This window comes from Mycobacteroides chelonae (assembly GCF_016767715.1).
In the GTDB taxonomy this organism is placed as follows: Bacteria; Actinomycetota; Actinomycetes; order Mycobacteriales; family Mycobacteriaceae; genus Mycobacterium; species Mycobacterium gwanakae.
On sequence record NZ_CP050145.1, the window covers coordinates 2,858,747 to 2,882,030 of the forward strand.

The window sequence follows — 23,284 nt, forward strand, 5'->3', positions numbered from 1 at the left end:
GGGCATGTTAATTATGAACCACCGCAAATCGAACGATTCGAGCGCTGTTCACTCAGCGGAACCGGGAAGCTAAGAACGGTGCTCGAGCAGGCGTTCCACGTACTTGGCGATGACATCCACTTCGAGGTTCACCGGCGTCCCGACCTCGGCAGATCCGAGCGTCGTCAACCCCAATGTGGTCGGAATCAGCGACACCTCGAACCAATCCGGCCCCAGCGCCGACACCGTCAGAGACACCCCGTCCACGGTGATCGAGCCCTTTTCGACGACGTACCTGGCCACCTGCGCGGGCAGTGAGACGCGCACCACTTCCCAGTTCTCCGACGGAGTGCGAAGGAGCACGTTCCCGGTGCCGTCGACATGCCCCTGCACGATGTGCCCACCGAGTCGGCTGTTGACCGCGGCCGCGCGCTCAAGATTGACCTTCGTGCCGGTCCCGATCTTGTCCAGACTCGAGCGCGACAGCGTTTCCCCCATGACATCGGTGGTGAAGACCCCGCCGGGGCGCACCTCGACCACCGTCAGGCAGACGCCGTTGACGGCTATCGAGTCGCCATGTTTCGCATCCTCGACAACCAGCGGACCGAGCACAGTGAGGCGGGCAGAGTCGCCGAGATCCTCCCTGCCCAGGACCTCGCCAAGCTCTTCAACGATTCCAGTGAACATGGAACCAGACTAGGACGGCCGCGCAGCGCTAAGCGTGCGTCCCCGCCAGCGCGCAGGCCATCTGAACGTTATGAGCGTCGGTATTCAGGTCGTTGGCCTTCCCGTTGACACCGTCGACCGGTGCCCGGACGCCCATGAGGATCATGAGCTTGTTGGCGTTTGTCGCCCACGAACGCATCGGATCGGCGATCGCCGGATCCAGCTCCGGAGTATTTGCCGCCTCATTGGCGAAAGAGGCGGCTTCACGGAGCGCGGCCCGTCCCGTGCCGTTGCTGGACGAGACGTACACGTCGCTGTAATTGCCCTCCATACCGGCCAGGTTGTCGGCAAAGTCGGAGTAGTTGGTGGCGGCGTAATCGAGTGCCGTCGCGAATTTGGCACACGCCTCGATCGCCGCCGGAGTGGCGGTATCGGAGGTGGGCGCGGGCGCGGACGCCATGGCGGGTCCGGGCGCTACCACGGTCTGCTGCGCGGGTTGTTCCGACGGATCCGGCTGATCGGGCTCCGCATACGCCGACGGCACAACCGTCAGCCCCATACCGATCGCAACCAGCGTGGGCACAACCGCCTTGCGACACAGATGTAGTGACCTCATCGATTCCTCTCCAGATTCTCTGGTGCCGTGACCGTACCGGGAATTCCATAAGACGTCGCGTTAGGGCGGCACCGATATTCGATGGTGAGTTGCGGAATTGTCACAAGTGTGAACGAAAGTTGAACAACCGTTATACGGCGCGAAATTCGACTGACCGTTGAAAAGTGTGCTGGATACCCCTACGGGGTAGTCCCAAACAGCCGCCGCGAAACGGTAACGACACCAGTGGTTTTCGTCACAATCGCCGAGGCAGAAGGCTTTTCGCGTTTCAAATCATCGCGGTTGGAATGGTGTGTACCGACGTACGAAATGGATAGACATTGGGCGATAACTGTTGTCCGTCCATTAACCGTTTAGCAATCCGGCACCCTGAACATTCGTCGGGACAGCTTCCTCACAGAAGTCATGGACATCACCACACAATGAGAGGCGCCACCGCACCATGCTGAAAAGTCTTGTCACTCTGACTGCTGTATGCGCGCTCGCCGCGACGGCGCCCCTCGCCCTGGCCGAACCCGGTGATGATCCGGCGCCCGTGCAGCCGGTGGCCGATGCACCACCTCCCCCGCCCGTCGACGATGGCTTCATGCAGTCGGCAGAGCCGGGCACCCTATCCACCCCAGACGGCTGGATCCTGGCCGTCGCCGCCAAGGATGAAACCATCCTGCCAGTAGCGCCCCTCACGACGGCGCTGTCCTCCCGCGAGTACCTGGTGGGCGGCACCTTCATCGGTGGCGTCAAGGGCTCCGGCAAGACCAAGCTGGCCGGTGGAACGTTGGAGGCCGGCTACCAGATCGGCTGCGGTATCACCGGTGGCCCGGTGGAGCTGATGGGTGGCGTCAGCCTCCAGCCCTCTATCAGCATGGCGGGTGTCCCCTCGGCCAGCGCCGGTGTCGTCGGCCAGATCAAGGTCGGCCTGAGGCCCGGCACGGTGACCATCGTTCCGGTGAACAAGAAGTCCTTCGAGGGCACTACCTCACGCACCACCATTACAGGCTTCCGCATCAAGATCGACGGCTGCGTCGGACAGTCCTTCATCCGGTCGTACGCAACCTTCACCAGCTCAACCGAAAACACCGATGACGTGGTCACCTACATGGGTGTCACCAAGGCCGTCTGACGTTGATGACCGAAACTCACTCAGCCGTCCCACCACAAAAGACCACGAGAGGCCCCATTCCCATGCTCAAGAGTCTCGTCACCCTGACTGCCGTGTGCGCGCTCGCGGCGTCGGCGCCGTTCGCCCTGGCGGACCCGTCCGATGACCCACCACCCGTGCAGCCCGTCGCCGACGCCCCGCCGCCGCCCGCCGACGGCCCCCCGCCGGACAACGGCGTCGTCGGCTCCGAAGATCCGGGCATCGTCAAGACCCCTGACGGCTGGACCCTGACGGTCGGCGCCAAGGATGAGACCCAGCTGCCTATTCCACCGCTGACTACCGCCACCTCGTCGCGCGAATACCTCGCCGGTGGCACGTTCACCGGCTCGGCCAAGGGCGGCGGCAGCACCAAGCTGTCCGGCGGCACGCTGGAAGCCGGCTACCAGATCGGCTGCGGCATCAGCCTGAACACCGTCAAGCTGAATGGCTCCATCGGTCTGAACGTCGGTTTGACCACCGGCGGCATCGGCAGCCTCGGCCTGCCCATTCAGGGCCAGATCGAGGTGCACCCCCAGCCCGGTGAGGTCATCAACGTTTCGGTCGACAAGAAGAAGTACAAGGGCAGCGAAGTGCGCATCACCCTCAAGGACGTGCACATCAAGATCGACGGTTGCATCGGCCAGTCGTTCCTGCGTTCGTACGCCGTGCTGACCAGCTCGTCAAAGGACAACGACGATATCGTCGCCTACTACGGCGTCACGAAGACCGTCTAGTTCAGACCGTCCGATCAAGTCCAGCGCAGAGGAGACGCAGCCATGAAAGACCCCGATCGTCCGTCCATCGTGAAGATCGGGGTGGCTGCGGCTCTTGCCGCCAGTGCGCTGTTCTCCTCCGCGGCAACCGCCGGAGCCGATCCCGGGGAACCCGACCCGGCTCCGGCGCCCGCCCCTGCGGCGCCTCCCGGCCCTCCGGAGCCGCCACCGCCGTCGCAGATCGGCAATCCGCTCGCCCTGTCCGGCACCGAGCAGGGCCCCGGTGGCATACCCACCAATCTGGCGATCGTGGGTAATCCCAATCTGATCGGCCAGAATCCGGCACCGGCAGCACCCGCGGCACCGGGTGTCGAGACTCCCGTCGTCACCCCGAACACGAGGGCGCTGAACAACGAGTACCTGTTGCCACAGAACCTCAAACCCGCAGAGCCCGGCAAGGGCGAGATCTACGGGGTGAACCCCGGCGAAGAGAAGGCCGATATCTCCGGCGGTGACTATCTGGGCAGGCTCGTTCGGGGCGTTCAGGACGGTCAGTGGCGAGGCGGCATCGTGGGCCGCGGAACCAAGGAATCGCTCAACCAGCCGCTACCCGGTACCGCCCCGCCTCCCGGAACACGCATTCCCGGTTTGGGTGACGACTCGCAAGGCCCCGCGCCCGAGCAGTGGCACTGGACCCCGCCCGAGGCGCCCGAAGGCGCTGCTCCCGCGCCGGGGGCACCGCCGGCACCTGCCGCCGCGCCAGCACCTGCCGCGCCTGCGCCTCCCGCGTAACTATCGCCGAAGTGCCTTGCGCGCCAGATAGTTTCCAAAGAACTGCGCCGCCTGGACCAGCGCGATGATGATGACGGTCGATACGATTGTCACCTGCCAGTTGAAACGCTGATATCCCTGCACGATCGCGAAATCGCCCAAACCGCCACCTCCCACCAAACCTGCCATCGCGGACATGTCCACAATCCCGATGAGCACAAAGGTGTAGCCGAGTATCAACGGCCCGAGCGCTTCCGGCACCAGCAGCGTCAGGATGATCCGCAACGGCCCGGCACCGACTGCGCGCGCCGCCTCGATGACCCCGGGGTCGATGGTCACCAGGTTCTGTTCGACGATGCGCGCAATCGCGAAAGACGCCGCGACGATCATCACGAACACCACCGCCGTGGTGCCGATGGTCGTCCCCACCACCCCAAGTGTGATCGGTCCGAGTGCGGCGATCAGCACCACGAACGGTATGGGCCGGACGATGTTCACCACTACGTTGAGCAGCGTATGCAGCACCCGGTTCTGCAACAGCCCACCGGATCTGGTGGTGTACAGCAGCACTCCCAGGCCCAGACCGATGACACCGCCCACCACGAGGGTGATCGACACCATGTACAGGGTGTCGCCAAAGGCTTCGAACAATTGTGGGCGCAACCGCTCCCAATTCGTCGTCATCGCCTCACCTGCTGGATGGTCGTCACTGCGGATAGGTCCGAAATAATCTGTGCCACTTGACTATCAGGCCCCTCAAGCTCGAGTGTGAGATTGCCGAAGGAGCGCGACTGAAGAGTGGTGATGCCTCCGTAGACCACCTCGAAACGCACCCCGAGCTCGGTGGCACGCGCCAGCGCCGGTCCTATCTGGACACCCTCGCTGATCTCCACTGAGACGATGCTTCCCTTGTGCCGCTGAGCTATTCGGGTGACATCCGCGGCGCTCGGCGTGTTCTGCAGAACCGTGCCGACGAAGCGTTTACCCGCCTCACTCTGCGGAGTCGAGAAGACGTCGAAAACGGTGCCGGACTCGACGACCCTGCCATCGGCGAGAACCGCGACACGATCGGCCACCGTACGCACCACGTCCATCTCATGGGTGATCACCACGATGGTGACCCCGAACTCGTCGTTCACCGTGCGCAGCAGTTGCAGCACATCGCCGGTGGTCTCGGGATCCAAAGCGCTGGTGGCCTCGTCGGCCAACAGGATCGACGGCGATGTCGCGAGTGCGCGCGCAATCCCGACACGTTGTTTCTGCCCACCGGAAAGCTGATCCGGATAGCTCTTGGCCTTCTCACCCAAGCCGACGAACTCCAGCAGCTCGGCGACCCGCGCGGTGCGCTTCTCGGCCGTCCACCCGGCCACCCGCAGCGGGTAGGCGATGTTTCCCGCCACGGTCCGGGACCGAAAGAGATTGAACTGCTGAAAGATCATGCCCACATCGGTGCGCAGACTGCGCAATTCGCGCTCTCCGAGGGCACTGACCTCGGCTCCGTCCACCACGACCCGACCAGAGCTGGGTCGCTCCAGTCCGTTGATGAGACGCACCAGGGTGCTCTTCCCCGCCCCCGAGTAACCGATCATGGCGAACACGTCGCCCGCGTCGATGTCCAGCGACACGTCATCGACGGCGGTGACGGTCTTCTTGCCCACCCGAAACGTCTTGCTGACGTTCTCGAACCGGATGAGCGGCGCCGCTCCCGTCATTTCTCGGCGCGGATCTGCTGCTCGATCCTCGCCAGAATCGACGCGCAGTCCTGGCCACTCTTTGTCACGGTCAGTTGAGTTCCCTTGCTCTCCTTGGCGTATGCCTCGGTGACGGCCGGGGAATGGAAGACATCGACGAGTTTCTGATAGGTCGGATTGTCCTTCTCCTCATCGCGCGCAACGATGACGTTGATGTACGGCTCGGCGCCCGGACTGGCCGGGTCATCGGCGTAGAGCGCGCTCTTGGGGTCGATATTCGACTGCGCCAGATAGGTGTTGTTGATGACGGCGCCATCGGTCGACTTGAGAGACAGCGCGGTCTGCGCCGCGTCCACCAGCGTCACGGTGACCCTGGAGGCACCCTTGTCGATATCGGCCACACTCGGTGTCGTACGGCCGCTCTTGAGCGCGATGAGCCCGGCCGCCTTCAACACGAACAGCGCGCGCGCCTGGTTGGGCGGGTCGTTGGGAATCGCGATCTGTCCGCCTTGTGGAATGTCCGCAATCAGCTTGTGCTTCTGCGAATAGAGTCCGAGCGGCACGATATAGGTGGCACCGACCGGCGCAAGATTCGCGTTATCGGCAACGTTGTATTCACCCAGGAAACGAAGGTGCTGGAATAGATTCACATCGATCTGTTTTTGGGTGAGTGCCACATTGGGCTGGCTGTAGTCGGTGAAGTTGGTGGTGACGAGTTTGATTCCCGCCTTCCCCGCTTCCTCGACAAAGACGTCCCACGAGTCTTTACCCGCCTCTGTGGTACCGATACGCACGATGTTTCCCCCACGATCGTCGCTCGCGGAGCACCCTACAGTCCCCATGGCTATCGCGACGGCTGCGAGAGCAATGGCAATGCGCTTCATGTCTACCTTCCAAAATTCAGTGTGATCACAATGGTTGACATTGTGGAATTTCTGAAGGCTCAGCAAATTTAATAATGGCCCCAGAACGGCGCCACAGTACCAGAATAGAAAACGCAATGCGCCCTGTACGAACGCGAAATGAGCCGGCGAAGCCTAGGCCGCGGCGGGCACCGGGTCGACCGGCGGCGGGGTGGGCATGGCAGGCAGCGGTGGACCGCCGTTACCCGGCCCGGCAGCCGGGATCTGCGCCACCAACTGCGACTGCATCTGTGCGGATATCGCCGACCAGGACATGGCCGCGGGCTTTCCACCCCACCGCAGCGAGTAGATGCCGACCAGCAATGCCTGGCCGGGCTGGGTGATGGTGTACACCGGACCACCCGAATCACCGTGTTGCCCACCGACATCCGTCATGGTGAACCAGCCGTTGTTGATCGCATCGACCTTGCCGCACGTCTCGCCCGACACCGAGCCCATCAGACACACCGGGAGCCCGGGTTCGGGGCCCGCGTTCTGGGTCATGCGCAGCGCAACCCCGTTGGGCAGGTTGCTGCTCAGCTCGACCCCGGGCGCGAACGTGATGCCCTCATAGTCCGAGACGACGTCGCCGGGGCCGATCGCTCCGCCTGTTGGCAGGTTCCGGCTCATCAGCAGCACCTCGCCGACACGGTTCCCTCCCAGATCGGTGACCGCTCCGGTGGCGTTGCAATGTCCCGCCGTCAGACCGATTCGCGATATCGGATCGACGTAGCCGAGCGTGCAACGGCTATCCCCCTGGACAATCGACATGCCCGGGAAAGCGACAATCTTGGGCGGAGTTTCCGAGGCTGGATCGGCGAATGAAAGCGCAGGTGAAGCAACGAGAATGCCGGCGGCAGCGGCGACCGTGGACATGCCACATGCCAGTGCTCTGCTCACGTTTTTCACCACAACCAGCCCTCGGTTGACAATCCCGCCCTGCAAATGAGCATGGCGTCGGATTGCTGGGGTGTCAATTTCATCGCCAGCAACGTCGTTGTGTCGCGAGCCTCCCAGTGGTCGCGGTCAGCCTCTACGATCGGTCCCATGCGCAACCGCATCCGACTCGCCCTTATCCCCGTAGCCGTCGCCGCCATCGCCCTGGCCGGCTGCTCCAAGACCGAGAAGGCCGACCCCAGCCTGCCCGAGGCCGCCACGCTGCTCAGCGAATCGGCGGCCACCACCAAGACCCAGACCAGCACGCACATCGTGCTCAAGGTCACCGGCGACAAGCCGACCCTCAAGCTGTCGGACCTGACCGGTGATCTGACCACCACACCCGCCGTGGCCGCCAAGGGCACCGCCAAGACCGGGGGGCTGGAACTGCCGTTCATCGTGGTCGACGGCGAGCTGTTCGCGCAGCTCGGCAGCGCGTACTCCAGCATGGGACCGGTCAAGGACATCTACGACATCGGGCTGATCCTGGATCCCAACAAGGGGCTGGCCAACCTGCTGTCGAACATCACCGATGCCAAGTCCCAAAAGGTCGAGACCGTCGACGGTGTCGATTCGGTTCTCGTGACCGGAACGATGAACAAGGACGCCCTGAACACCTTCACCGGCGGCACCACGCTCACCGCCGACATTCCGGCCAAGGCGTGGATCCAGAAGGACGACAAGCACCTGCTGACCAAGATCAGCGTCGACACCTCGCCGGGTAACACCATCGAGATGTCGTTGTCCGACTGGGGCAAGCCGGTCACGGTCGACAAGCCCGCCCTGTGACGCACACAGCGACGGAGGAGCCCGGTACCTCCCTACCTCTGCGGCATCGCAGCATCGCCATCGGCGCCGGAAGCCTGGCGGTGCTCCTGGGCGCCCTGGACACCTACGTCGTAGTCAGTGTCTTCACCGACATCATGACTACCGTCGGCATCGCGCTGAACAACATCCAGCAGGTCACTCCGATCGTCACGGGTTACCTACTCGGATATATCGCCGCGATGCCGCTGCTGGGACAGGCCTCCGACCGATTCGGCCGTCGTCTCATCCTGCAGCTGGCGCTGGCGGGCTTCGCGATCGGTTCGATCGTCACGGCGCTGTCTACCGACCTGACGATGCTGGTCACGGGCCGCATCATTCAGGGTGTGGCCAGTGGCGCGCTGCTTCCAGTCACGCTGGCTCTGGGCGCCGATCTGTGGGCGCAACGCAATCGCGCGACCGTTCTCGGCGGTATCGGTGCCGCCCAGGAACTGGGCAGCGTGCTCGGCCCCCTGTACGGCGTGCTGTGCGTATGGCTGTTCGGCCACTGGACCGCCATCTTCTGGGTCAACGTGCCGTTGGCGATCATCGCCATCGTGTTAGTCCAGTTCAGCGTGCCCGCGCACCAGCACGACCCGAATCGGCCGAAGGTGGACGTCGTCGGGGGCGCACTGCTGGCCGCCGCATTGGCGCTGCTGGTGGTGGGCTTGTACAGCCCCGATCCGAAAGTCTCGGCACTACCCGAGTGGGCCCTGCCGGTTCTGATCGGATCTGGGGTCGCATTCCTGGCGTTCATCCTCTGGGAATCGCGGGCCAAAACCCGGCTGATCAAGCCAGAAGGCGTGCGGTTCGGCCCGTTCTTCGCGGCGTTGGCCGCGTCCCTGGCCGCCGGTGCGGCGTTGATGGTGACACTGGTCAACATCGAGCTGCTCGGGCAGGGAGTGCTGCAGATGAACAAGGCCGACGCGGTCTTCCTGTTGTCCCGCTTCCTTGTCGCACTGCCGATCGGGGCGGTGATCGGCGGCTGGCTCGCGACCCGATTCGGCGATCGGATCATCGCCGTCATCGGCCTGCTCATCGCCGCGTTCGGGTACTACCTGATCTCCGGTTGGCCGGTAGATGTGTTGGATGCCGTGCACAACTTCGGGCTCTTCACGCTGCCCCGGCTCGACACCGACCTGGTGGTCGCCGGTGTGGGTCTGGGCCTGGTGATCGGACCGCTGTCATCCGCGGCTCTCCGCGTTGTGCCCGCCGCTCAGCACGGCATCGCCTCGGCACTCGTGGTGGTGGCTCGAATGACGGGCATGCTCATCGGCATGGCTGCCCTCGGCGGTTGGGGTATTCACCGCTTCTACCAGAACTTCGATGCGCTGGCCGCCAAGGAACCCAAGCCGACCGGAAAGCCGAATTTCATGGAGCTACAAATGCGGCTCCTGAACCGCAGCATCACCGCCTACAGCGAGATGTACAGCGAGATGTTCGCGATCACGGCAATCGTCTGTGTGATCGGCGCGGTGATCGCGCTCTTCATCGGTTCACACCGCAAGGCGGGGAACGAGGCTCAGTAGCACGTCGGGTCCCATGCGTTCGATCTGGTCGTACTCCCAGTGCAGCGCGCGTGACAGGGTGGTGACGCCCACGTCCTCCACGGCAGGGACGTTGCCACCCAACAGCATTGGGGCGAGGTAGGCCAGGATTCGGTCCACCAGGCCGGCTCGCAGGAAGGCCCCGGCCAACGTCGGTCCACCCTCCAGGAAGATGTCGGTTCGGTCCGCCAGCGCCGCAAGCACCTCGGCCGGGTCGTGGGTGCGGATCACCATGGTGTGCGAGTCGTCGTTCAATACCTTTGCATCCGAGGAGACCTCGCGCATGCCGATGACGACGCGCAGCGGCTGGTAGGGAAACAGTACGTTCTCGGGCGTGCGCGCGGTGAGCTGCGGATCGTCGGCGAACACGGTGCCAGTACCCACGAGAACGGCATCGGCGAACGCGCGGCGCCGGTGCACGTCGGCTCGCGATTGCTCACTGGTGATCCACTGACTGGTGCCGTCATTGGCGGCGCTGCGCCCGTCGACACTGGCGCCGTACTTCCAGGTGACGTGGGGACGACCGGTACGTTGTTTGTACAACCATTCGCGCAGCGTTCCTGCCGAGACCAGCTCAGTGCCCACACCATCGATGACGTCGATACCCAGCGCACGCAAGCGCTCCGCTCCCCCGGCCGCCTGTGGATTTGGATCGGCGACGGCGTAGACAACACGTGAAATACCCGCAGTTGCAAGCGCATCCACGCAGGGGCCGGTTCTTCCCTGGTGATTGCACGGCTCCAGGGTCACGACAGCGGTGCCGCCTGCCGCGGCATCACCGGCCTGGCGCAGCGCCACCACCTCAGCGTGTTCCTGTCCGGGCGGACGGGTGCCACCAACCCCGGCAACCACTCCCGCCGCATCCAGGATCACCGCACCCACGGGCGGGTTGGGATAGGTACTGCCCTTGACTTCCTCGGCGGCCCGGATCGCCAGATCCATGGCGGCATCGAGGCCAATCGGGTTGGTCATATCAGCGGGCCAAATGTGCTGCCGCCCTGGCAGCTTGCTCACGCAAAGCCCGCACCGCCGCTTGGGGGTCTTGCGCCCCGTACACGGCCGAACCAGCCACGAAACAGTCGACACCGGCCTCAGCTGCCAGCTCGATGGTGTCGGCATTGATGCCGCCGTCGATCTCCACGAGCACCGTCAGTTCACCGGAATCGACGAGCTTACGCACCGTGCGCACCTTGTCGAGCACGCCCGCGATAAAGGATTGCCCGCCGAATCCCGGCTCCACCGACATCACCAGCAGCGTGTCAAAGTCCTTGAGCACCTCCAGATATGGATCCAGAGGCGTGCCCGGCTTGATGCTGAGTCCAGCCTTGGCACCCGCGGCCCGAATGTCACGGGCGACGGCGACGGGATTGTCTGTGGCCTCGGCATGGAAGGTCACATTGTGCGCCCCCGCCTCGGCGTATCCGGGCGCCCACCGGTCAGGATTGTCGATCATCAGATGGCAGTCGATTGGGATATCGGTTGCGGCCAGCAGGCTGTCGACGACGGGGAGACCCAGTGTCAGATTGGGTACAAAGTGCCCATCCATGACGTCCACATGCAGCCAGTCGGCTCCTTCCACTGCCGCCATCTCATCGGCGAGACGTGCGAAATCGGCGGACAGGATCGACGGGGCGATCATGGGAGCGCGGTGAGACATGCCGTTCAGCTTATGTGCCGGATCATGCGTGTTTACGCAGGAGGGCGGTGAACATGGCATCGGTGCCGTGCCGGTGCGGCCACAACTGCACCGCATCGGTATCGCCGAGCCTGTCCACACCGGGGAACACCGCGCGGGCGTCCTCGGCTGTCACCGGATGACGGCGCACTGCATCGGAGACCACACCCACCGTTTCGGCCAGGTGCGGCGAACAGGTGCTGTACACGACGATGCCGCCCGGCCGGGTCAATTCGATGGCGCTGGAAAGCAATTCGCGTTGCAACTTGACCAGCGCCGGAATATCGCCCGGTTGACGGCGCCAGCGGGCCTCCGGGCGGCGGCGCAATGCGCCCAGCCCCGTGCACGGGGCATCGACTAGCACGCGGTCGAAGGACCCGGGCACCAAGCCGCTTTCGCGCCCGTCCGTCGTGAGCACCGTCACCGGCAGGGACTTCGTGGCTGCGGCCACCAGTTCTGCGCGATGGGCAGCGACCTCGATCGCCGTGACGTGCGCTCCACGCTCGGCCGCCAGTGCGCCAAGGAGCGCGGTCTTGCCGCCGGGCCCTGCGCACAGGTCAAGCCATTGCTCGTCGGTTCCATCCAGCGAAGCCAAGGCGGTCGCGCGCGCGACCAGCTGGCTGCCTTCGTCCTGTACCTGCGCTAGGCCGTCGCGGACTGAGTCCACCCGACCCGGATTTCCACCGGGCAGGTACACCGCATAGGGCGAGTACCGGCCGACGGTGCCGCCCACCTCGTCGGCCAGCGTGACCGCATCGATGTGGCCAGGACGCGCGGCGAGGTGCACCACGGGACGCTCGTCATCGCTGGCGAGCACATCGGCAAGCTCACCTGCCGCGGGGCCAAGTGCATCGGAGAATGCCTGAGCGATCCATCGTGGGTGGGCAGTCGCGAAGGCGAGTCGGCCTATCCTGTCGGATTCTGGCGGGGCCAGCTCATCGACCCATTCCTGCTCACTGCGGCGCGAGATCGTCCGCAGCACCGCATTCACGAAACCGGCTCTGCCCTGGTCGAATTCGACGGCCACGGCATCTACCGTGGTGGACAGTGCAGCGTGTGGTTCCACACGGGTGCGCAGTAGTTGGTAGGCCCCCAGTCGCAAGGGATCACGCAACCCCTCGTCAACCTGGTCGATAGTGCGCCCCGCGGCCGACGCGATGACCGCATCGAGAAGACCACGAGCCCTTGACGTTCCATAGGTGAGTTCGGTAGCGAAAGCGGCGTCGCGCCCGGTAATACCGCGTTCACGCAGCAGTGCGGGCAGGGCCAGATTGGCATACGCATCCTGGCGCGATACCGCGCGCAGTACGTCGAGCGCGGCCTGACGTGCCGGGTCGAGCTTGTGGCGTGCACGCTCCTTCGGGCGCGCATCCTGGTTGGGCCGTCGGCGTGGTGGTCGGGTAGTCACAGTGCGCGCACCTCCGCGTCCAGCCGGGCGCCGCGCGCCCAATCGACAGCGTTCATCAGCTTCTTACCTTGGGGTTGTACCTCGTCGAGCGCGATCGGTGTGGTGCCGGTGCCCACCAGCACGTCACGCTTGCGGACCGCGAAGGCTCCGGGTGGTAGTTCCTCGGCGGGCACATCCACATCTGTTCTCACCGGTCCAACCTTGATACGAATGTCCCCGATAGTGGTCCAGGCACCGGGTTCGGGTGTCATGGCGCGGATATGGCGATCTATCGCGTGGGCAGGCAGCTCCCATCGGATACGTGCCTGTTCCACCGTGATCTTCGGTGCGACGCTCACTCCGTCGGCCGGCTGCGGCACGGCCACCAGTGCCCCGTCTTCGATCCCGTCCATTGTCGATTCAAGAAGCCCCGCACCGGATTCGGCAAGCCGCCCCAGCAGCGCACCGGCGGTGTCACGTGCGGTGATCCGTTCGGTGACCACGCCATAGACGGGCCCGCTGTCCAGCGCAGGCTCGATGAGAAATGTCGTGGCACCTGTTATCTGGTCCCCGGCCGCGATGGATGCCTGCACGGGTGCGGCACCGCGCCATGCGGGCAACAGCGAGAAATGCAAGTTCACCCAGCCGTGAGTGGGCACGGCGAGCAGTTCTGGTTTCAGCAGGGCGCCGTAGGCGACCACCGCGCAGCAGTCCGGAGCGAGTTCGGTGAGCTCACTGACGAATTCCGCGTCGTTGGGCCGCGCCGGTGTGAGCACAGGCAGCCCATGCTCGCGGGCCAGCTCGGCCACCGGCGACGCCGCCGCGGCCCGCCCCCTGCCCGCGCGGGCGTCGGGCCGCGTCAGTACCGCGACCACCTCGTGACGGGAGGCCAGCAGCCTTCGCAGAGACGGCAACGCCGGGGCCGGAGTACCGGCGAACACTATGCGCACCGAGCCAGTCTAGGAAGGATGCACCGTCCACATCGAATCCCAGGCGCGTCGGCCACCCCCAGAACCGTGCACATGGTTCGCCGAGCAGAGCGACACTAAGTCTGGATACATCCGATACCATGATTTCGATGGCTACCAGAGGACGAGGCCGGCCGAGTGGCGCTCCGTATGATCGCAAACTGCGAGCAGAAGAACTACTTGACGCCGCGGAGCGCGCGATTCGTAACACGGGAGGCACCGTCTCCATCGCCGAGGTTGCCCGGGAGGCCGGATTCGCCCGGTCCGCCTGCTATGCAATCTTTCCCACCAAGGCGGACATGCTGCGGGCGTTGAGTCGCCGGCACGCCGATCGGCTGATCTCCGGTTCGTGGCGAGACAGCATGGTCGGCGATATACGCGACCAGACCCGGGCATTTGCCGACATCGTCATCGACTGGATCACCGCGGAACCGGAGCTGTACATCGCGCTCGATCGTGACCTCACCGCGCAGGAGCGACTCGATCACGGAGTGTTCGACCTCATCGCGCAGGTCACCGAGGAACATTTGCAGGCCGAGTTCCCCGGCGATCACATGCGACAGCTGGCGCCGATCTGGTCGCGGCTCGCGGTGGGCGGTGTGCTCATGACGATCAACTGGTGGAGCGCCTCGCGGACTCTTAGTCGGGACGATCTCATCGGCTATATCGTCGAGACCTTCGCCCAGGGCATCAGCGCCGGCCCCGCGCTCGTCGCCGCTAACACCTGAGGTTCGCCCGATTAGCCCACATGCAGCGGGTCGATCTGCACTCTGACAGGTTCCGCGTCGCGCCGGGCGCTCAGCGTTGCCACTCCACGGCGCAAAGCCGCGGCCATCTCCAACCCGGCTGCGCGCGGCACGCGTACGAGCATGCGCACCACTTCGACACCATCGGATATCCCGGCCGGCCGGCGCGCTCCCACCGGAAGATCGACCGGCCCCAACAGTTCGGCGCCGTCGGGCAGTTCCGCGGTGTCAACCAGGGCAGCCACCGCTGCGGCGGGCCCATCGATGGCCGCGATGTGCGCCTGCGGCGGTAGTCCAACCTCTGCGCGCGCGGCCAATTCGCCGGCGGCATGCCCCACCGGGTCCCACCGGATGAGTGCCTGCACCGTGGGCAGTGTGGAGTCCGCGACCACGACCACGGCGCCACCTTCTTCGTGTCCGCGCACCAACGCCGCGGCTGCCATCCACTTCCGCAACGTGTCCTCCGCGGCGCGTAGGTCCTGGCGCCCCAGCAGGGCCCATGCGTCCAAGAGCAACGCCGCGCCATAACCGTTGGGCGTCATGGGCTCTGCCCCCGGCGTGCACACCACCAGGCTCGGCGGTCCGGTGACCGTGGTGTGTACCTCGCCACCACCGGAGGTCACCACCGGGAACCCCGGCAGCGCCCTGCCCAGTTCCTCGGCCGTTCTGCGGGCACCCACCACCACGGCCCGAACCGCGCTGGAGCCGCAGCGGACGCAATGCAGGTCAGCATCGACGCGTCCGCACCATCGGCAGCTGGGGCTGACATTGTTGGAGGGCCCGCCTGGCCCTTCCAAAGCCAGTGGGCCGGTGCAGTGACGACACCGCGCGACAGTGCGGCACCGTGTGCAGGCCAACGCCGGAACGTAGCCACGTCGGGGCACCTGCACGAGCACCGAGTGCCCGCGCTTCAACGCATCGCGCGCGGCCGTCAGCGCCACCATGGGAAGCCGCGCCGAACGGGCCGCCGGATCGCGTTCCTGCGCGTACCCGCTGTCGTCGAGAGCACTGATCCGCGCGCAGGCCCTGCGCACCACAGGACGGGCCGCCACCAGGTCGTGTGCCCAGCGGCTCTCCACCAGTGCCTGCGATTCAGCGGTGCGCGCGTACCCACCGATCACCGCCGCGCATCGCAGCTGATGTGCGCGCAGCATGGCCACCTCGCGGGCGTGCGGATAGGGCGAACGGGGTTCGGCGAGATTGTCGTCGCCGTCGTCCCACACCATCACCAGACCCAAATTGGCCACCGGGGCGAACACCGCGGCTCTGGTACCGATAACCACGGTCGCATCTCCACGCAGTACCGCCAGCCAGCGCCGATACCGCTCCGCAGGTCCGAGTTCCGCCGAAAGCGCGATAACACGCGGTGCGCCAATATGTTTCACACACTCGGCGGACAACGCATCGATATCGCGCTGATCCGGGACGACTGCCAGCACTCCCCTGCCGGTGCCGGATGCGGCCACCGCCGCCTCGGCGAGGCGAGTACACCAGGCCTCACCGGGCAGCGCCTGCCACACCGCGCGTGCGGCGCGGCCCTGCGACAGTGCCTCGAGAAAACGCTCGCCACGCTGGTAACGAGCCCAGCCCGAGCCGTCGACCGCTGGGGGCTCGAAGTCATCGGCGGCCGCCGGGCGAGTTTCCTTCTCGGCCCGCGCATGGCGTGGCGGCAGGGCGAGTCGCAACACGTCGGCGCGGGTTCCCGCATATCGGGCCGCCACCGCGTCAACGAGCCTGCGCACATCCGGCGTCAGCACCCGCGTCGGTGATACGACGCGGTCCAGCCACCCGAGCTTGCCCGCGTGATCGCTTTCGGAACGGCGTTCCAGCAGGATCGCGTCGACCAGCCGGCCATGGAACCGCACCCGCACCCGCACTCCGGGCTGGGCGTCGTCGGATTGCTCCGCGGACACCAAATAGTCGAACTCACGATCGAGATGCGGCACGGTGAGCAGCGGCAGGACCCGAGCAACCGGCTCGTGCTCGGCCACCACCCGCGTCGCAGTCACCTGGTGGTTCTAGCAGACGCCCCCGACTCGCAGGTCAGCACCCGTTACAGTGACGGCATGACCGCCACCGAAACCGGCATCGACCCGATCATCCTCAAGATCCTGGAAGCTGTTCCGATTCAGCTCGTTTCGCCGGACGGGCCGCAGGCTTCCCGGGACGCGTATCGCGCGATCGCCACGGCGCGCCCGCCGTGGATCGAGGTGGCCAAGGTAGAGGACCGCACCATCCCGGGCCCCGCGGGTGAGATACCGGTACGTATCTACTCTCCGTCCGCGGACGGAGTGCACCCGGTGTTTGTGCTGATCCATGGGGGTGGCTGGGTGATCGGCGACCTCGATACCCACGACGCGGTCGGCCGCGCCGCGGCCGTGCAGGCCGACGCCGTGGTGGTGTCGGTGGACTATCGACTGGCACCGGAGCATCCCTACCCGGCGGCGGTCGAAGACTGCTGGGCCGCGCTGCAATGGGTGCACCAACACGCCGCAGAGATCGGCGGGGATCCGGATCGTCTTGCTGTGGGCGGCGATTCCGCCGGTGGAAACCTGTCCGCGGTGCTGGCTCAGCTGGCCCGCGATAACGGCATTCCGCTGGCCTTCCAGGTGCTGTGGTACCCGGCCACCACCTTCGACGTGACGCTGCCGTCGATGATCGAGAATGCCGAGGCACCCGTCCTGGACACGAAGGCGGTCGCGGGATTGAGCAAGTGGTATCTCGGGGACACCAATCCGGCCACCGCGGGTCCGACGTTGGTCCCGGCACGCGCAGAGAGCTTCGAGGGGTTGGCCCCGGCATTCATCGGGACCGCGCAGTTCGATCCCCTGCGCGATGACGGCGCCACGTACGCCGAGCTGCTCAGCGGGGCCGGCGTGCCGGTGGAGCTACACAACGCCCCCACCCTGATCCACGGCTACCTGGGCTACGCCGATATCGTGCCCGCCGCTACCGAAGAGCGCGACCGTTCACTGGCCGCCCTCAGGAGGGCGTTGCACGGCTAGCCGGCCCGCTCCCCGGCTCAACGCATACATCAGCGCGCCCCCCAACAGCGCTCCGGCCGGCCACGAAAGTGCCGTCAGGCTCTGTGCCGAGGGAGCGAGTGCGATGGCGACCGCCACCGCACCGGAAACACTCAGTGCGATCAGCGCCGCGGGATTGAACCCGCGGGTGTAGTAGTAGGCGCCCTCGGTGGACTCGGAGTACAGGTCGGCGGTGTTCGTACGCTGGCGACGCAGCAGGTAGTAGTCCACCACGAGAATTCCGAACACCGGACCCATGAGCGCGCCGACCCCGCCGAGGAAGTACACGATGGCGGCCTCGTTCCCCCAGATCTTCCAGGGAAGCGCCACGACCGACAGGACCGCGGTGATGATGCCCCCGGTACGAAACGAAATGTATTTCGGTGCGACATTGGAGATGTCGTAGGACGGGGACACGAAGTTGAGCACCACGTTGATGCCGACGGTGGCGATGGCGAAGAGAATCGCCGCGACCACCACGATGGCATCGGAGTCGATATCGGCGACCAACTCCACGGGGTCAGTCATCGCACTGCCGTACTTCTTCAGCGCGGCAAGCGATATGACGATCGAGATCACCACGAAGGCGGTTTCGTTGAGCGGGATCCCCAGTGCGTTTCCCCGCAGGATCGCCCGCCTGCTCGGGGCAAAGCGTGCGAAGTCCGCGTAATTGACCAGGGGGCCTGCCATGAACGCGACCATCAGGAATGCGACGCCGGCGAAGGCCAGCACCGTGGGCCCCGGTGCCAGCGGCGGGCCCACGCGCGCACCGAAGTCGATGCTCCAGCCCACACTGGCAAGCATCCATATCGCCAGCGCGATCATCCCGATCCAGACGACCGGCCCCGCCACATCGGATGCCTTCCGAACGATCTCCATGCCGTAGTTGAGGATCAGCAGCTGCACGGTCCACAGCGTCAGGAACGCGGCCCATCCCAATACGTGTAAACCCAGGAACGTCGGCTCGGTCCAGGACCGTAGCCCGGGATCCAGCCGCAACAGCAGCACGATGACCGCCGTGGATGCCAGATAGGTCTGGATTCCGTACCAGAAGATGGCTACCAGTCCCCGTAGCAGTGCCGGCACGTTGGCGCCGAAGACTCCGAAGGTGGCGCGCGCGAAAACCGGGAAGGGCACCCCCAGTCGTTGGCCGGCGATCCCGATCAGGTTGCTTCCGCCCCAGAGCACCAGTACCCCGGTGAACAGCGCGAGCATGGTCTGCCAGCCTGTCAGCCCCAACGCGAGCATGCCCACGGCGAATCCATAGCTGCCAAGACTGTGCGCCGAGGTCATCCAGAGGCAGAAGATGTCCCAGGTGCGCCAGGTGGCCTGCCCGGCCGTCGTGGGCGCCAGGTCTTCGTTACTCAGCCTGCCGGGTGCCAATACCGGCGCGAGCTCTCCCTCTGTTGTGGTCATCAGCTCTTCGCCGTGATGTGTTGGGACAGAGCAGGAATAATCGTCTCTCCGTACACCCGCAGTGTCTCCTCCTTGTTGTCGTGCTGCAGATATCCGGCGAATTGGTCCACCCCCAGCGCCTTGAGCTCCAACAACTTTGCGATGTGATCCGCCGCGGTACCGAGCACGCAGAAGCGATCGACGATGTCATCGCTCACGAACTCCGCGTGAGTATTCCCGGCCCGGCCGTGCTGGTTGTAGTCGTATCCCTGGCGCCCGCTGATGTAGTCGGTAAGAGACTGTGGCACTTGACCGTTGGATCCATACCTGGCCACGATGTCGGCGACGTGATTGCCCACCATTCCGCCGAACCATCGGCATTGGTCGCGCATATGCATCCAGTCCGATCCCACATACATGGGTGCGGCCACGCAGATCCGCACGTCCGCCGGGTCACGTCCGGCCGCCGCGGCGGCATCACGCACCGCCCCGATCATCCACCGTGCGATATCGATATCGGCCAGCTGCAGGATGAACCCGTCGGCTACCTCACCGGTCAGGGCGAGCGCCTTGGGGCCGTATGCCGCGACCCAGACCTGAAGTTCAGATCCTCGACTCCACGGGAATTGCATGGTGGCACCGTGGTATTCGACGGGCCGCGAGTTTGCGAGCTCCCTGATGACGTGGATTGACTCGCGCAGTGTGGTCAACGTCGTGGGCGCGCCGCCAGTCACCCGCACCGCCGAATCGCCACGGCCGATTCCGCATATCGTACGGTTCCCATACAGGTCGTTCAGGGTGGCGTACAGCGACGCGGTGACGGTCCAGTCCCGCGTCGCCGGGTTGGTGACCATGGGGCCCACCACAATCCGCGTGGTTTCATGCAGGATCTGGCTGTAGAGCACGTAGGGCTCCTGCCACAACAGGTGCGAATCGAAGGTCCACAGATGGGTGAAGCCATGCGCCTCTGCGAGTTTCGCCAGCTGTACGGTCCGCGCCGCCGGTGGATCACATTGCAAGACAACCCCGAAGTCCATCGCAGGCCCTCTCTATCGACCGACCTCAGATGAGGTATTGACACAGGTCGCGGCGCACGAAAGCACCGTCCCCCTTACTGCCCAGATACTCGTCGCCGTCGACGATCACCTTCCCGCGGGAGAGCACTGTGTCGACGTGCCCGTCGATCTCATATCCCTCCCACGCCGAGTGGTCCATGTTCATGTGATGGGTCTTGCCCAACCCGATCGAGGTGTGTCCGCGAGGATCGTAGACAACGATGTCCGCGTCGGCACCCGGCGCGATCACTCCCTTGCGGCCATACAACCCGAACATTCGTGCCGGGGTCGTCGAGGTGATCTCGACCCACCGCTCCAGAGTGATCCGGCCATCTACGACGCCCTGGTACAGCAGGTCCATCCGGTGCTCAATCGAGCCAATCCCGTTGGGAATCTTCGAGAAGTCACCCAGGCCCATGTCCTTCTGCCCCTTCATGCAGAACGGACAATGGTCCGTGGAGACCATCTGGATGTCGTTGGTGCGCAGCGCGCGCCACATCTCGTCCTGGTGGTGTTCGCGCTTGGACCGCAGCGGGGTCGAACAAACCCACTTGGCTCCCTCAAACCCGGGCGCACCCAGGTTGTCCTCCAGAGACAGGTACAAATACTGCGGGCAGGTCTCCCCGTACACGTTTTGGCCGGCATCACGTGCGGCGGCCAACTGCGCGACGGCCTGCTTGGCCGAGACGTGTACGACGTATAGGGGCGCACCGGTCAGATTGGACAGCATGATGGCGCGGTGCGTGGCCTCCTCCTCCAGCTGCCAGGCCCGGGCGATGCCGTGGTAGTACGGATCCGTCTTGCCGGCCGCAAGTAATTGAGCCACCAAAACATCTATGGCGGGGCCATTCTCGGCATGCATCATGGTCATCAGCCCGGTGTCTGCGCCCACCTGCATAGCGCGCAATATCTGCGCGTCGTCACTGTAAAAGACCCCCGGATACGCCATGAACATCTTGTAGCTGGTGATGCCCTCGTCAGCCAACCGATGCAGCGCCGCCAACGAGGCATCGTTGACGTCGCCCACAATCTGATGAAAGGAATAGTCCACCGCACACTGACCCGCCGCCATCTCGTGCCAGGTTTGCAGCGAATCTTCAAGCCGCTCACCGTACTTCTGCACGGCGAAATCGATGATGGTGGTGGTGCCGCCCCAGGCCGCGGCACGCGTCCCGGTCTCGAAGTCGTCCGAGGCCGTGGTACCACCGAAGGGCATCGACATATGGGTGTGGGCATCGATGCCACCGGGAATCACGTACTTACCGGCGGCCTCGACCACGATGTCGACGGCGTTGGCCAGATCCACACCGAGCAGCGTGCTGCCGGGCAGTAGGACCGCCGCGATCTTCTCGCCATCAACCAGAACATCTGCGGCACCGCGACCTGTCGCGGTTACCACGGTGCCGCCCCTGATCAGGATCGTAGCCATCGCCGGCCTCCTACGGAGCGACGATCGGGTCGTAGGTGTCCGGTCTGCGATCCCGATAGAACTGCCAGTCCCCCCGCACTTCACGGACCACGGACAGGTCCAGATCCCGAATCACGACCTCTTCGGCACTCTCTGAAGCGATCTCACCGACATAGTTGCCGCGCGGGTCGACGAAGTAGGAACTGCCGTAGAACGTCACGGCCTGATCCCCGAATTCGCCGTTCTCGGTTCCTATCCGGTTGTTGGCACCGACGAAGTATTGGTTGGCCGCCGCCGCGGCGGGCTGTTCCAGTTCCCAAAGCCTGTTGGACAGTCCAGGTTTGGTGGCTGAAGGGTTGAAGACCAGCTCGGCTCCGGCCAGCCCGTAATTACGCCAGCCCTCCGGGAAATGTCGGTCGTAACAGATGTAGACACCGATCTTTCCCACCGCGGTGTCGAACACCGGGTACCCGAGATTTCCGGGCCGGAAGTAGAACTTCTCCCAAAAACGATCAAGGTGAGGAATGTGATGCTTACGGTATTTTCCCAGGTAGGTGCCGTCGGCGTCGATGACCGCAGCGGTGTTGTAGAGAACTCCCGGACGCTCCTCCTCGTACACCGGTAGCACCATGACCATGTGGTGTTCCCTGGCGAGCGCCGCGAACCGCTCAGTGACCGGACCGGGCACCGACTCGGCGTATTCGTAGTACTTCTTATCCTGCACGATCCCGAAGTAGGGGCCGTAGAAGAGCTCCTGGAAGCAGATCACCTGGGCGCCAGCGGACGCCGCCTCGGCGACAAAACGCTCATGCTTGGCCAGCATCGATTCCTTGTCGCCAGTCCAAGTCGCTTGCGTCAGTGCGGCTCTGATCACCGTCATTGACAGACTCTATGCGCACCTTGCCCGGCGCGCGCGCCAATCCGCACAACACCGGCACGCACCCCGGCGGTTGGCCGCTCGCGCCGGGCAAGGTGCACGCGTGGTAGAACACGTTACAGTTTTGCGGCACACATCCGGGCGATGCCGCCCGCTCACCGAGGGAATGGCCATGCACTGGTACACCGGCAACACCACGTACGACACCGTGCTGACGGCGGCCTTCTGTTTCGCGGCGTTCGTGATCATCGGAGGTCTTTTCGCCCAGAGCTCGTACGGGCGATTCTCCACGACGAAGCTCGGCCTCAATCTGAACCCGAAACTCGGCTGGTGGCTGATGGAGATTCCGGCGACCGCGGTGTTTCTCGTCTGCTATCTGACCGGACCTGCTCGTTTCGAGCCCACGTCAGTGGTTCTCGCCGGAATATGGCTGCTGCACTACGCCAACCGCGGCTGGTACTTCCCGCTCGCCATCCGCCAGGTACCCGGCAAGCGCAGTACGTTCAACGTCTCGGTGGTGGTCATGGGCATGCTCGTCACGTCGATGCACGGATACCTCAACGGAACCCTTTTCAGCCACGACTTCTTCGGGCAGTACAACCGTGCCTGGCTGCACGACCCGCGATTCCTACTCGGCCTGGCCGTCTATCTGTGCGGCTTCACGCTGCTACTCAGTTCGGAGTCGATCGTGCGAAACCTGCGCGACAAGAAGAACCCCGGCGGCGCCGAGTATCGCATCCCGTTCGGCGGCGGCTTCCGATTCGTCACCAGTCCGGCATATCTGGGCGAGCTGATCGCCTGGTCCGGCTTCGCCCTGCTCACCTGGGCTCTCCCCGGCGTCGTCATCCTGTTGATCACGGCCGGCAATCTGATCCCACGCGCATTGGCCACCCACCGCTGGTATCAGGAGAAGTTCACCGACTATCCGGCCGAGCGAAAAGCTCTGCTCCCCTACCTCCTATGAGTGCAGCGACGACAAAAAGCGCC

The 23,284-nt window shown here is 64.8% G+C and carries 23 protein-coding genes; 8 read left to right on the forward strand and 15 right to left on the reverse strand.

The genetic code is table 11. The features are described from left to right. Positions 1 to 69: 69 nt before the first annotated feature. Positions 70 to 666 carry a riboflavin synthase gene (locus tag HBA99_RS14030; RefSeq protein WP_030093517.1) on the reverse strand — a complete coding sequence of 199 codons (597 nt, stop codon included), beginning with the start codon at positions 664 to 666 and terminating at the stop codon, positions 70 to 72. Positions 667 to 694: 28 nt separating this feature from the next. After that, complete coding sequence (locus tag HBA99_RS14035; protein WP_070920044.1) at positions 695 to 1,261, reverse strand: hypothetical protein; 567 nt, start codon at positions 1,259 to 1,261, stop codon at positions 695 to 697. Between the two features lie 442 nt (positions 1,262 to 1,703). On the opposite strand from HBA99_RS14035, the gene HBA99_RS14040 reads away from it, so the two are divergent. The 3 genes from HBA99_RS14040 to HBA99_RS14050 all read left to right on the forward strand — a co-directional run bounded on the left by HBA99_RS14040 (position 1,704) and on the right by HBA99_RS14050 (position 3,904). Then, entirely contained in the window at positions 1,704 to 2,381 is a 678-nt protein-coding gene (locus tag HBA99_RS14040) for an MspA family porin (protein WP_057965947.1), read from the forward strand. A 62-nt stretch (positions 2,382 to 2,443) separates the two neighbouring features. Then, positions 2,444 to 3,133, forward strand: a complete 690-nt coding sequence (locus HBA99_RS14045; protein WP_064408980.1) for an MspA family porin — start codon at positions 2,444 to 2,446, stop codon at positions 3,131 to 3,133. 42 nt (positions 3,134 to 3,175) lie between these two features. Next, positions 3,176 to 3,904, forward strand: a complete 729-nt coding sequence (locus HBA99_RS14050) for a hypothetical protein (protein WP_070952587.1) — start codon at positions 3,176 to 3,178, stop codon at positions 3,902 to 3,904. Here the strand turns inward: HBA99_RS14050 and HBA99_RS14055 are convergent, their stop codons facing one another. From HBA99_RS14055 to HBA99_RS14070, 4 genes are all read right to left on the reverse strand, one after another. Next, positions 3,905 to 4,567, reverse strand: coding sequence for a methionine ABC transporter permease (locus HBA99_RS14055; RefSeq protein WP_057967972.1), 663 nt, complete (start codon positions 4,565 to 4,567; stop codon positions 3,905 to 3,907). After that, positions 4,564 to 5,595, reverse strand: a complete 1,032-nt coding sequence (locus HBA99_RS14060; RefSeq protein ID WP_030093523.1) for a methionine ABC transporter ATP-binding protein — start codon at positions 5,593 to 5,595, stop codon at positions 4,564 to 4,566. The genes HBA99_RS14055 and HBA99_RS14060 overlap by 4 nt, the downstream gene beginning before the upstream one ends. Then, entirely contained in the window at positions 5,592 to 6,458 is an 867-nt protein-coding gene (locus tag HBA99_RS14065) for a MetQ/NlpA family ABC transporter substrate-binding protein (RefSeq protein WP_070952588.1), read from the reverse strand. Before HBA99_RS14065 ends, HBA99_RS14060 begins: the two co-directional genes overlap by 4 nt. Before the next feature lie 153 nt (positions 6,459 to 6,611). Continuing rightward, complete coding sequence (locus HBA99_RS14070) at positions 6,612 to 7,352, reverse strand: Rv1815 family serine proteinase (protein ID WP_064408983.1); 741 nt, start codon at positions 7,350 to 7,352, stop codon at positions 6,612 to 6,614. Between the two features lie 171 nt (positions 7,353 to 7,523). On the opposite strand from HBA99_RS14070, the gene HBA99_RS14075 reads away from it, so the two are divergent. Continuing rightward, positions 7,524 to 8,201: an LppX_LprAFG lipoprotein gene (locus HBA99_RS14075; RefSeq protein WP_070952646.1), complete on the forward strand. Its 678-nt coding sequence runs from the start codon at positions 7,524 to 7,526 to the stop codon at positions 8,199 to 8,201. Further along, positions 8,198 to 9,745: an MFS transporter gene (locus tag HBA99_RS14080; RefSeq protein ID WP_057967970.1), complete on the forward strand. Its 1,548-nt coding sequence runs from the start codon at positions 8,198 to 8,200 to the stop codon at positions 9,743 to 9,745. Before HBA99_RS14075 ends, HBA99_RS14080 begins: the two co-directional genes overlap by 4 nt. Here HBA99_RS14080 and ribD read toward each other — a convergent pair. Genes ribD through fmt form a run of 4 tightly spaced genes read right to left on the reverse strand, consistent with a single transcriptional unit; the run spans position 9,713 to position 13,775 of the window. Then, positions 9,713 to 10,735 carry a bifunctional diaminohydroxyphosphoribosylaminopyrimidine deaminase/5-amino-6-(5-phosphoribosylamino)uracil reductase RibD gene (ribD, locus tag HBA99_RS14085; protein ID WP_070952589.1) on the reverse strand — a complete coding sequence of 341 codons (1,023 nt, stop codon included), beginning with the start codon at positions 10,733 to 10,735 and terminating at the stop codon, positions 9,713 to 9,715. The genes HBA99_RS14080 and ribD overlap by 33 nt on opposite strands. Position 10,736: 1 nt before the next feature. Then, entirely contained in the window at positions 10,737 to 11,402 is a 666-nt protein-coding gene (rpe, locus tag HBA99_RS14090; RefSeq protein WP_070952590.1) for a ribulose-phosphate 3-epimerase, read from the reverse strand. A gap of 40 nt (positions 11,403 to 11,442) precedes the next feature. After that, positions 11,443 to 12,846 (reverse strand): RsmB/NOP family class I SAM-dependent RNA methyltransferase, encoded by a 1,404-nt coding sequence (locus tag HBA99_RS14095; protein WP_070930699.1) that lies wholly within the window; start codon positions 12,844 to 12,846, stop codon positions 11,443 to 11,445. Further along, complete coding sequence (gene fmt, locus HBA99_RS14100; protein ID WP_057967967.1) at positions 12,843 to 13,775, reverse strand: methionyl-tRNA formyltransferase; 933 nt, start codon at positions 13,773 to 13,775, stop codon at positions 12,843 to 12,845. The genes HBA99_RS14095 and fmt overlap by 4 nt, the downstream gene beginning before the upstream one ends. Positions 13,776 to 13,954: 179 nt before the next feature. On the opposite strand from fmt, the gene HBA99_RS14105 reads away from it, so the two are divergent. Beyond that, complete coding sequence (locus tag HBA99_RS14105; RefSeq protein ID WP_046255820.1) at positions 13,955 to 14,521, forward strand: TetR/AcrR family transcriptional regulator; 567 nt, start codon at positions 13,955 to 13,957, stop codon at positions 14,519 to 14,521. Positions 14,522 to 14,532: 11 nt separating this feature from the next. On the opposite strand, the gene HBA99_RS14110 is transcribed toward HBA99_RS14105, so the two are convergent. After that, positions 14,533 to 16,548, reverse strand: coding sequence for a primosomal protein N' (locus tag HBA99_RS14110; RefSeq protein ID WP_070952591.1), 2,016 nt, complete (start codon positions 16,546 to 16,548; stop codon positions 14,533 to 14,535). A gap of 57 nt (positions 16,549 to 16,605) precedes the next feature. Between HBA99_RS14110 and HBA99_RS14115 the strand changes: the two genes are divergently transcribed. Then, positions 16,606 to 17,544 carry an alpha/beta hydrolase gene (locus HBA99_RS14115; protein WP_046255821.1) on the forward strand — a complete coding sequence of 313 codons (939 nt, stop codon included), beginning with the start codon at positions 16,606 to 16,608 and terminating at the stop codon, positions 17,542 to 17,544. On the opposite strand, the gene HBA99_RS14120 is transcribed toward HBA99_RS14115, so the two are convergent. The 4 genes from HBA99_RS14120 to HBA99_RS14135 are packed head-to-tail and all read right to left on the reverse strand — an operon-like array spanning position 17,509 to position 22,300. Next, complete coding sequence (locus HBA99_RS14120) at positions 17,509 to 18,978, reverse strand: NCS1 family nucleobase:cation symporter-1 (protein WP_070952592.1); 1,470 nt, start codon at positions 18,976 to 18,978, stop codon at positions 17,509 to 17,511. The genes HBA99_RS14115 and HBA99_RS14120 overlap by 36 nt on opposite strands. Next, on the reverse strand, positions 18,978 to 19,994 hold the full coding sequence (locus HBA99_RS14125) for a TIGR03842 family LLM class F420-dependent oxidoreductase (protein WP_070952593.1): 1,017 nt from the start codon (positions 19,992 to 19,994) through the stop codon (positions 18,978 to 18,980). The genes HBA99_RS14120 and HBA99_RS14125 overlap by 1 nt, the downstream gene beginning before the upstream one ends. Before the next feature lie 25 nt (positions 19,995 to 20,019). Next, positions 20,020 to 21,441 (reverse strand): dihydropyrimidinase, encoded by a 1,422-nt coding sequence (gene hydA, locus HBA99_RS14130; protein WP_070952594.1) that lies wholly within the window; start codon positions 21,439 to 21,441, stop codon positions 20,020 to 20,022. A 10-nt stretch (positions 21,442 to 21,451) separates the two neighbouring features. Further along, positions 21,452 to 22,300, reverse strand: a complete 849-nt coding sequence (locus tag HBA99_RS14135) for a nitrilase-related carbon-nitrogen hydrolase (RefSeq protein ID WP_070952595.1) — start codon at positions 22,298 to 22,300, stop codon at positions 21,452 to 21,454. 169 nt (positions 22,301 to 22,469) lie between these two features. Here HBA99_RS14135 and HBA99_RS14140 point away from each other — a divergent pair, with 169 nt between their 5' ends. Further along, complete coding sequence (locus HBA99_RS14140) at positions 22,470 to 23,261, forward strand: phosphatidylethanolamine N-methyltransferase family domain-containing protein (RefSeq protein ID WP_046255822.1); 792 nt, start codon at positions 22,470 to 22,472, stop codon at positions 23,259 to 23,261. Positions 23,262 to 23,284 lie beyond the last annotated feature (23 nt).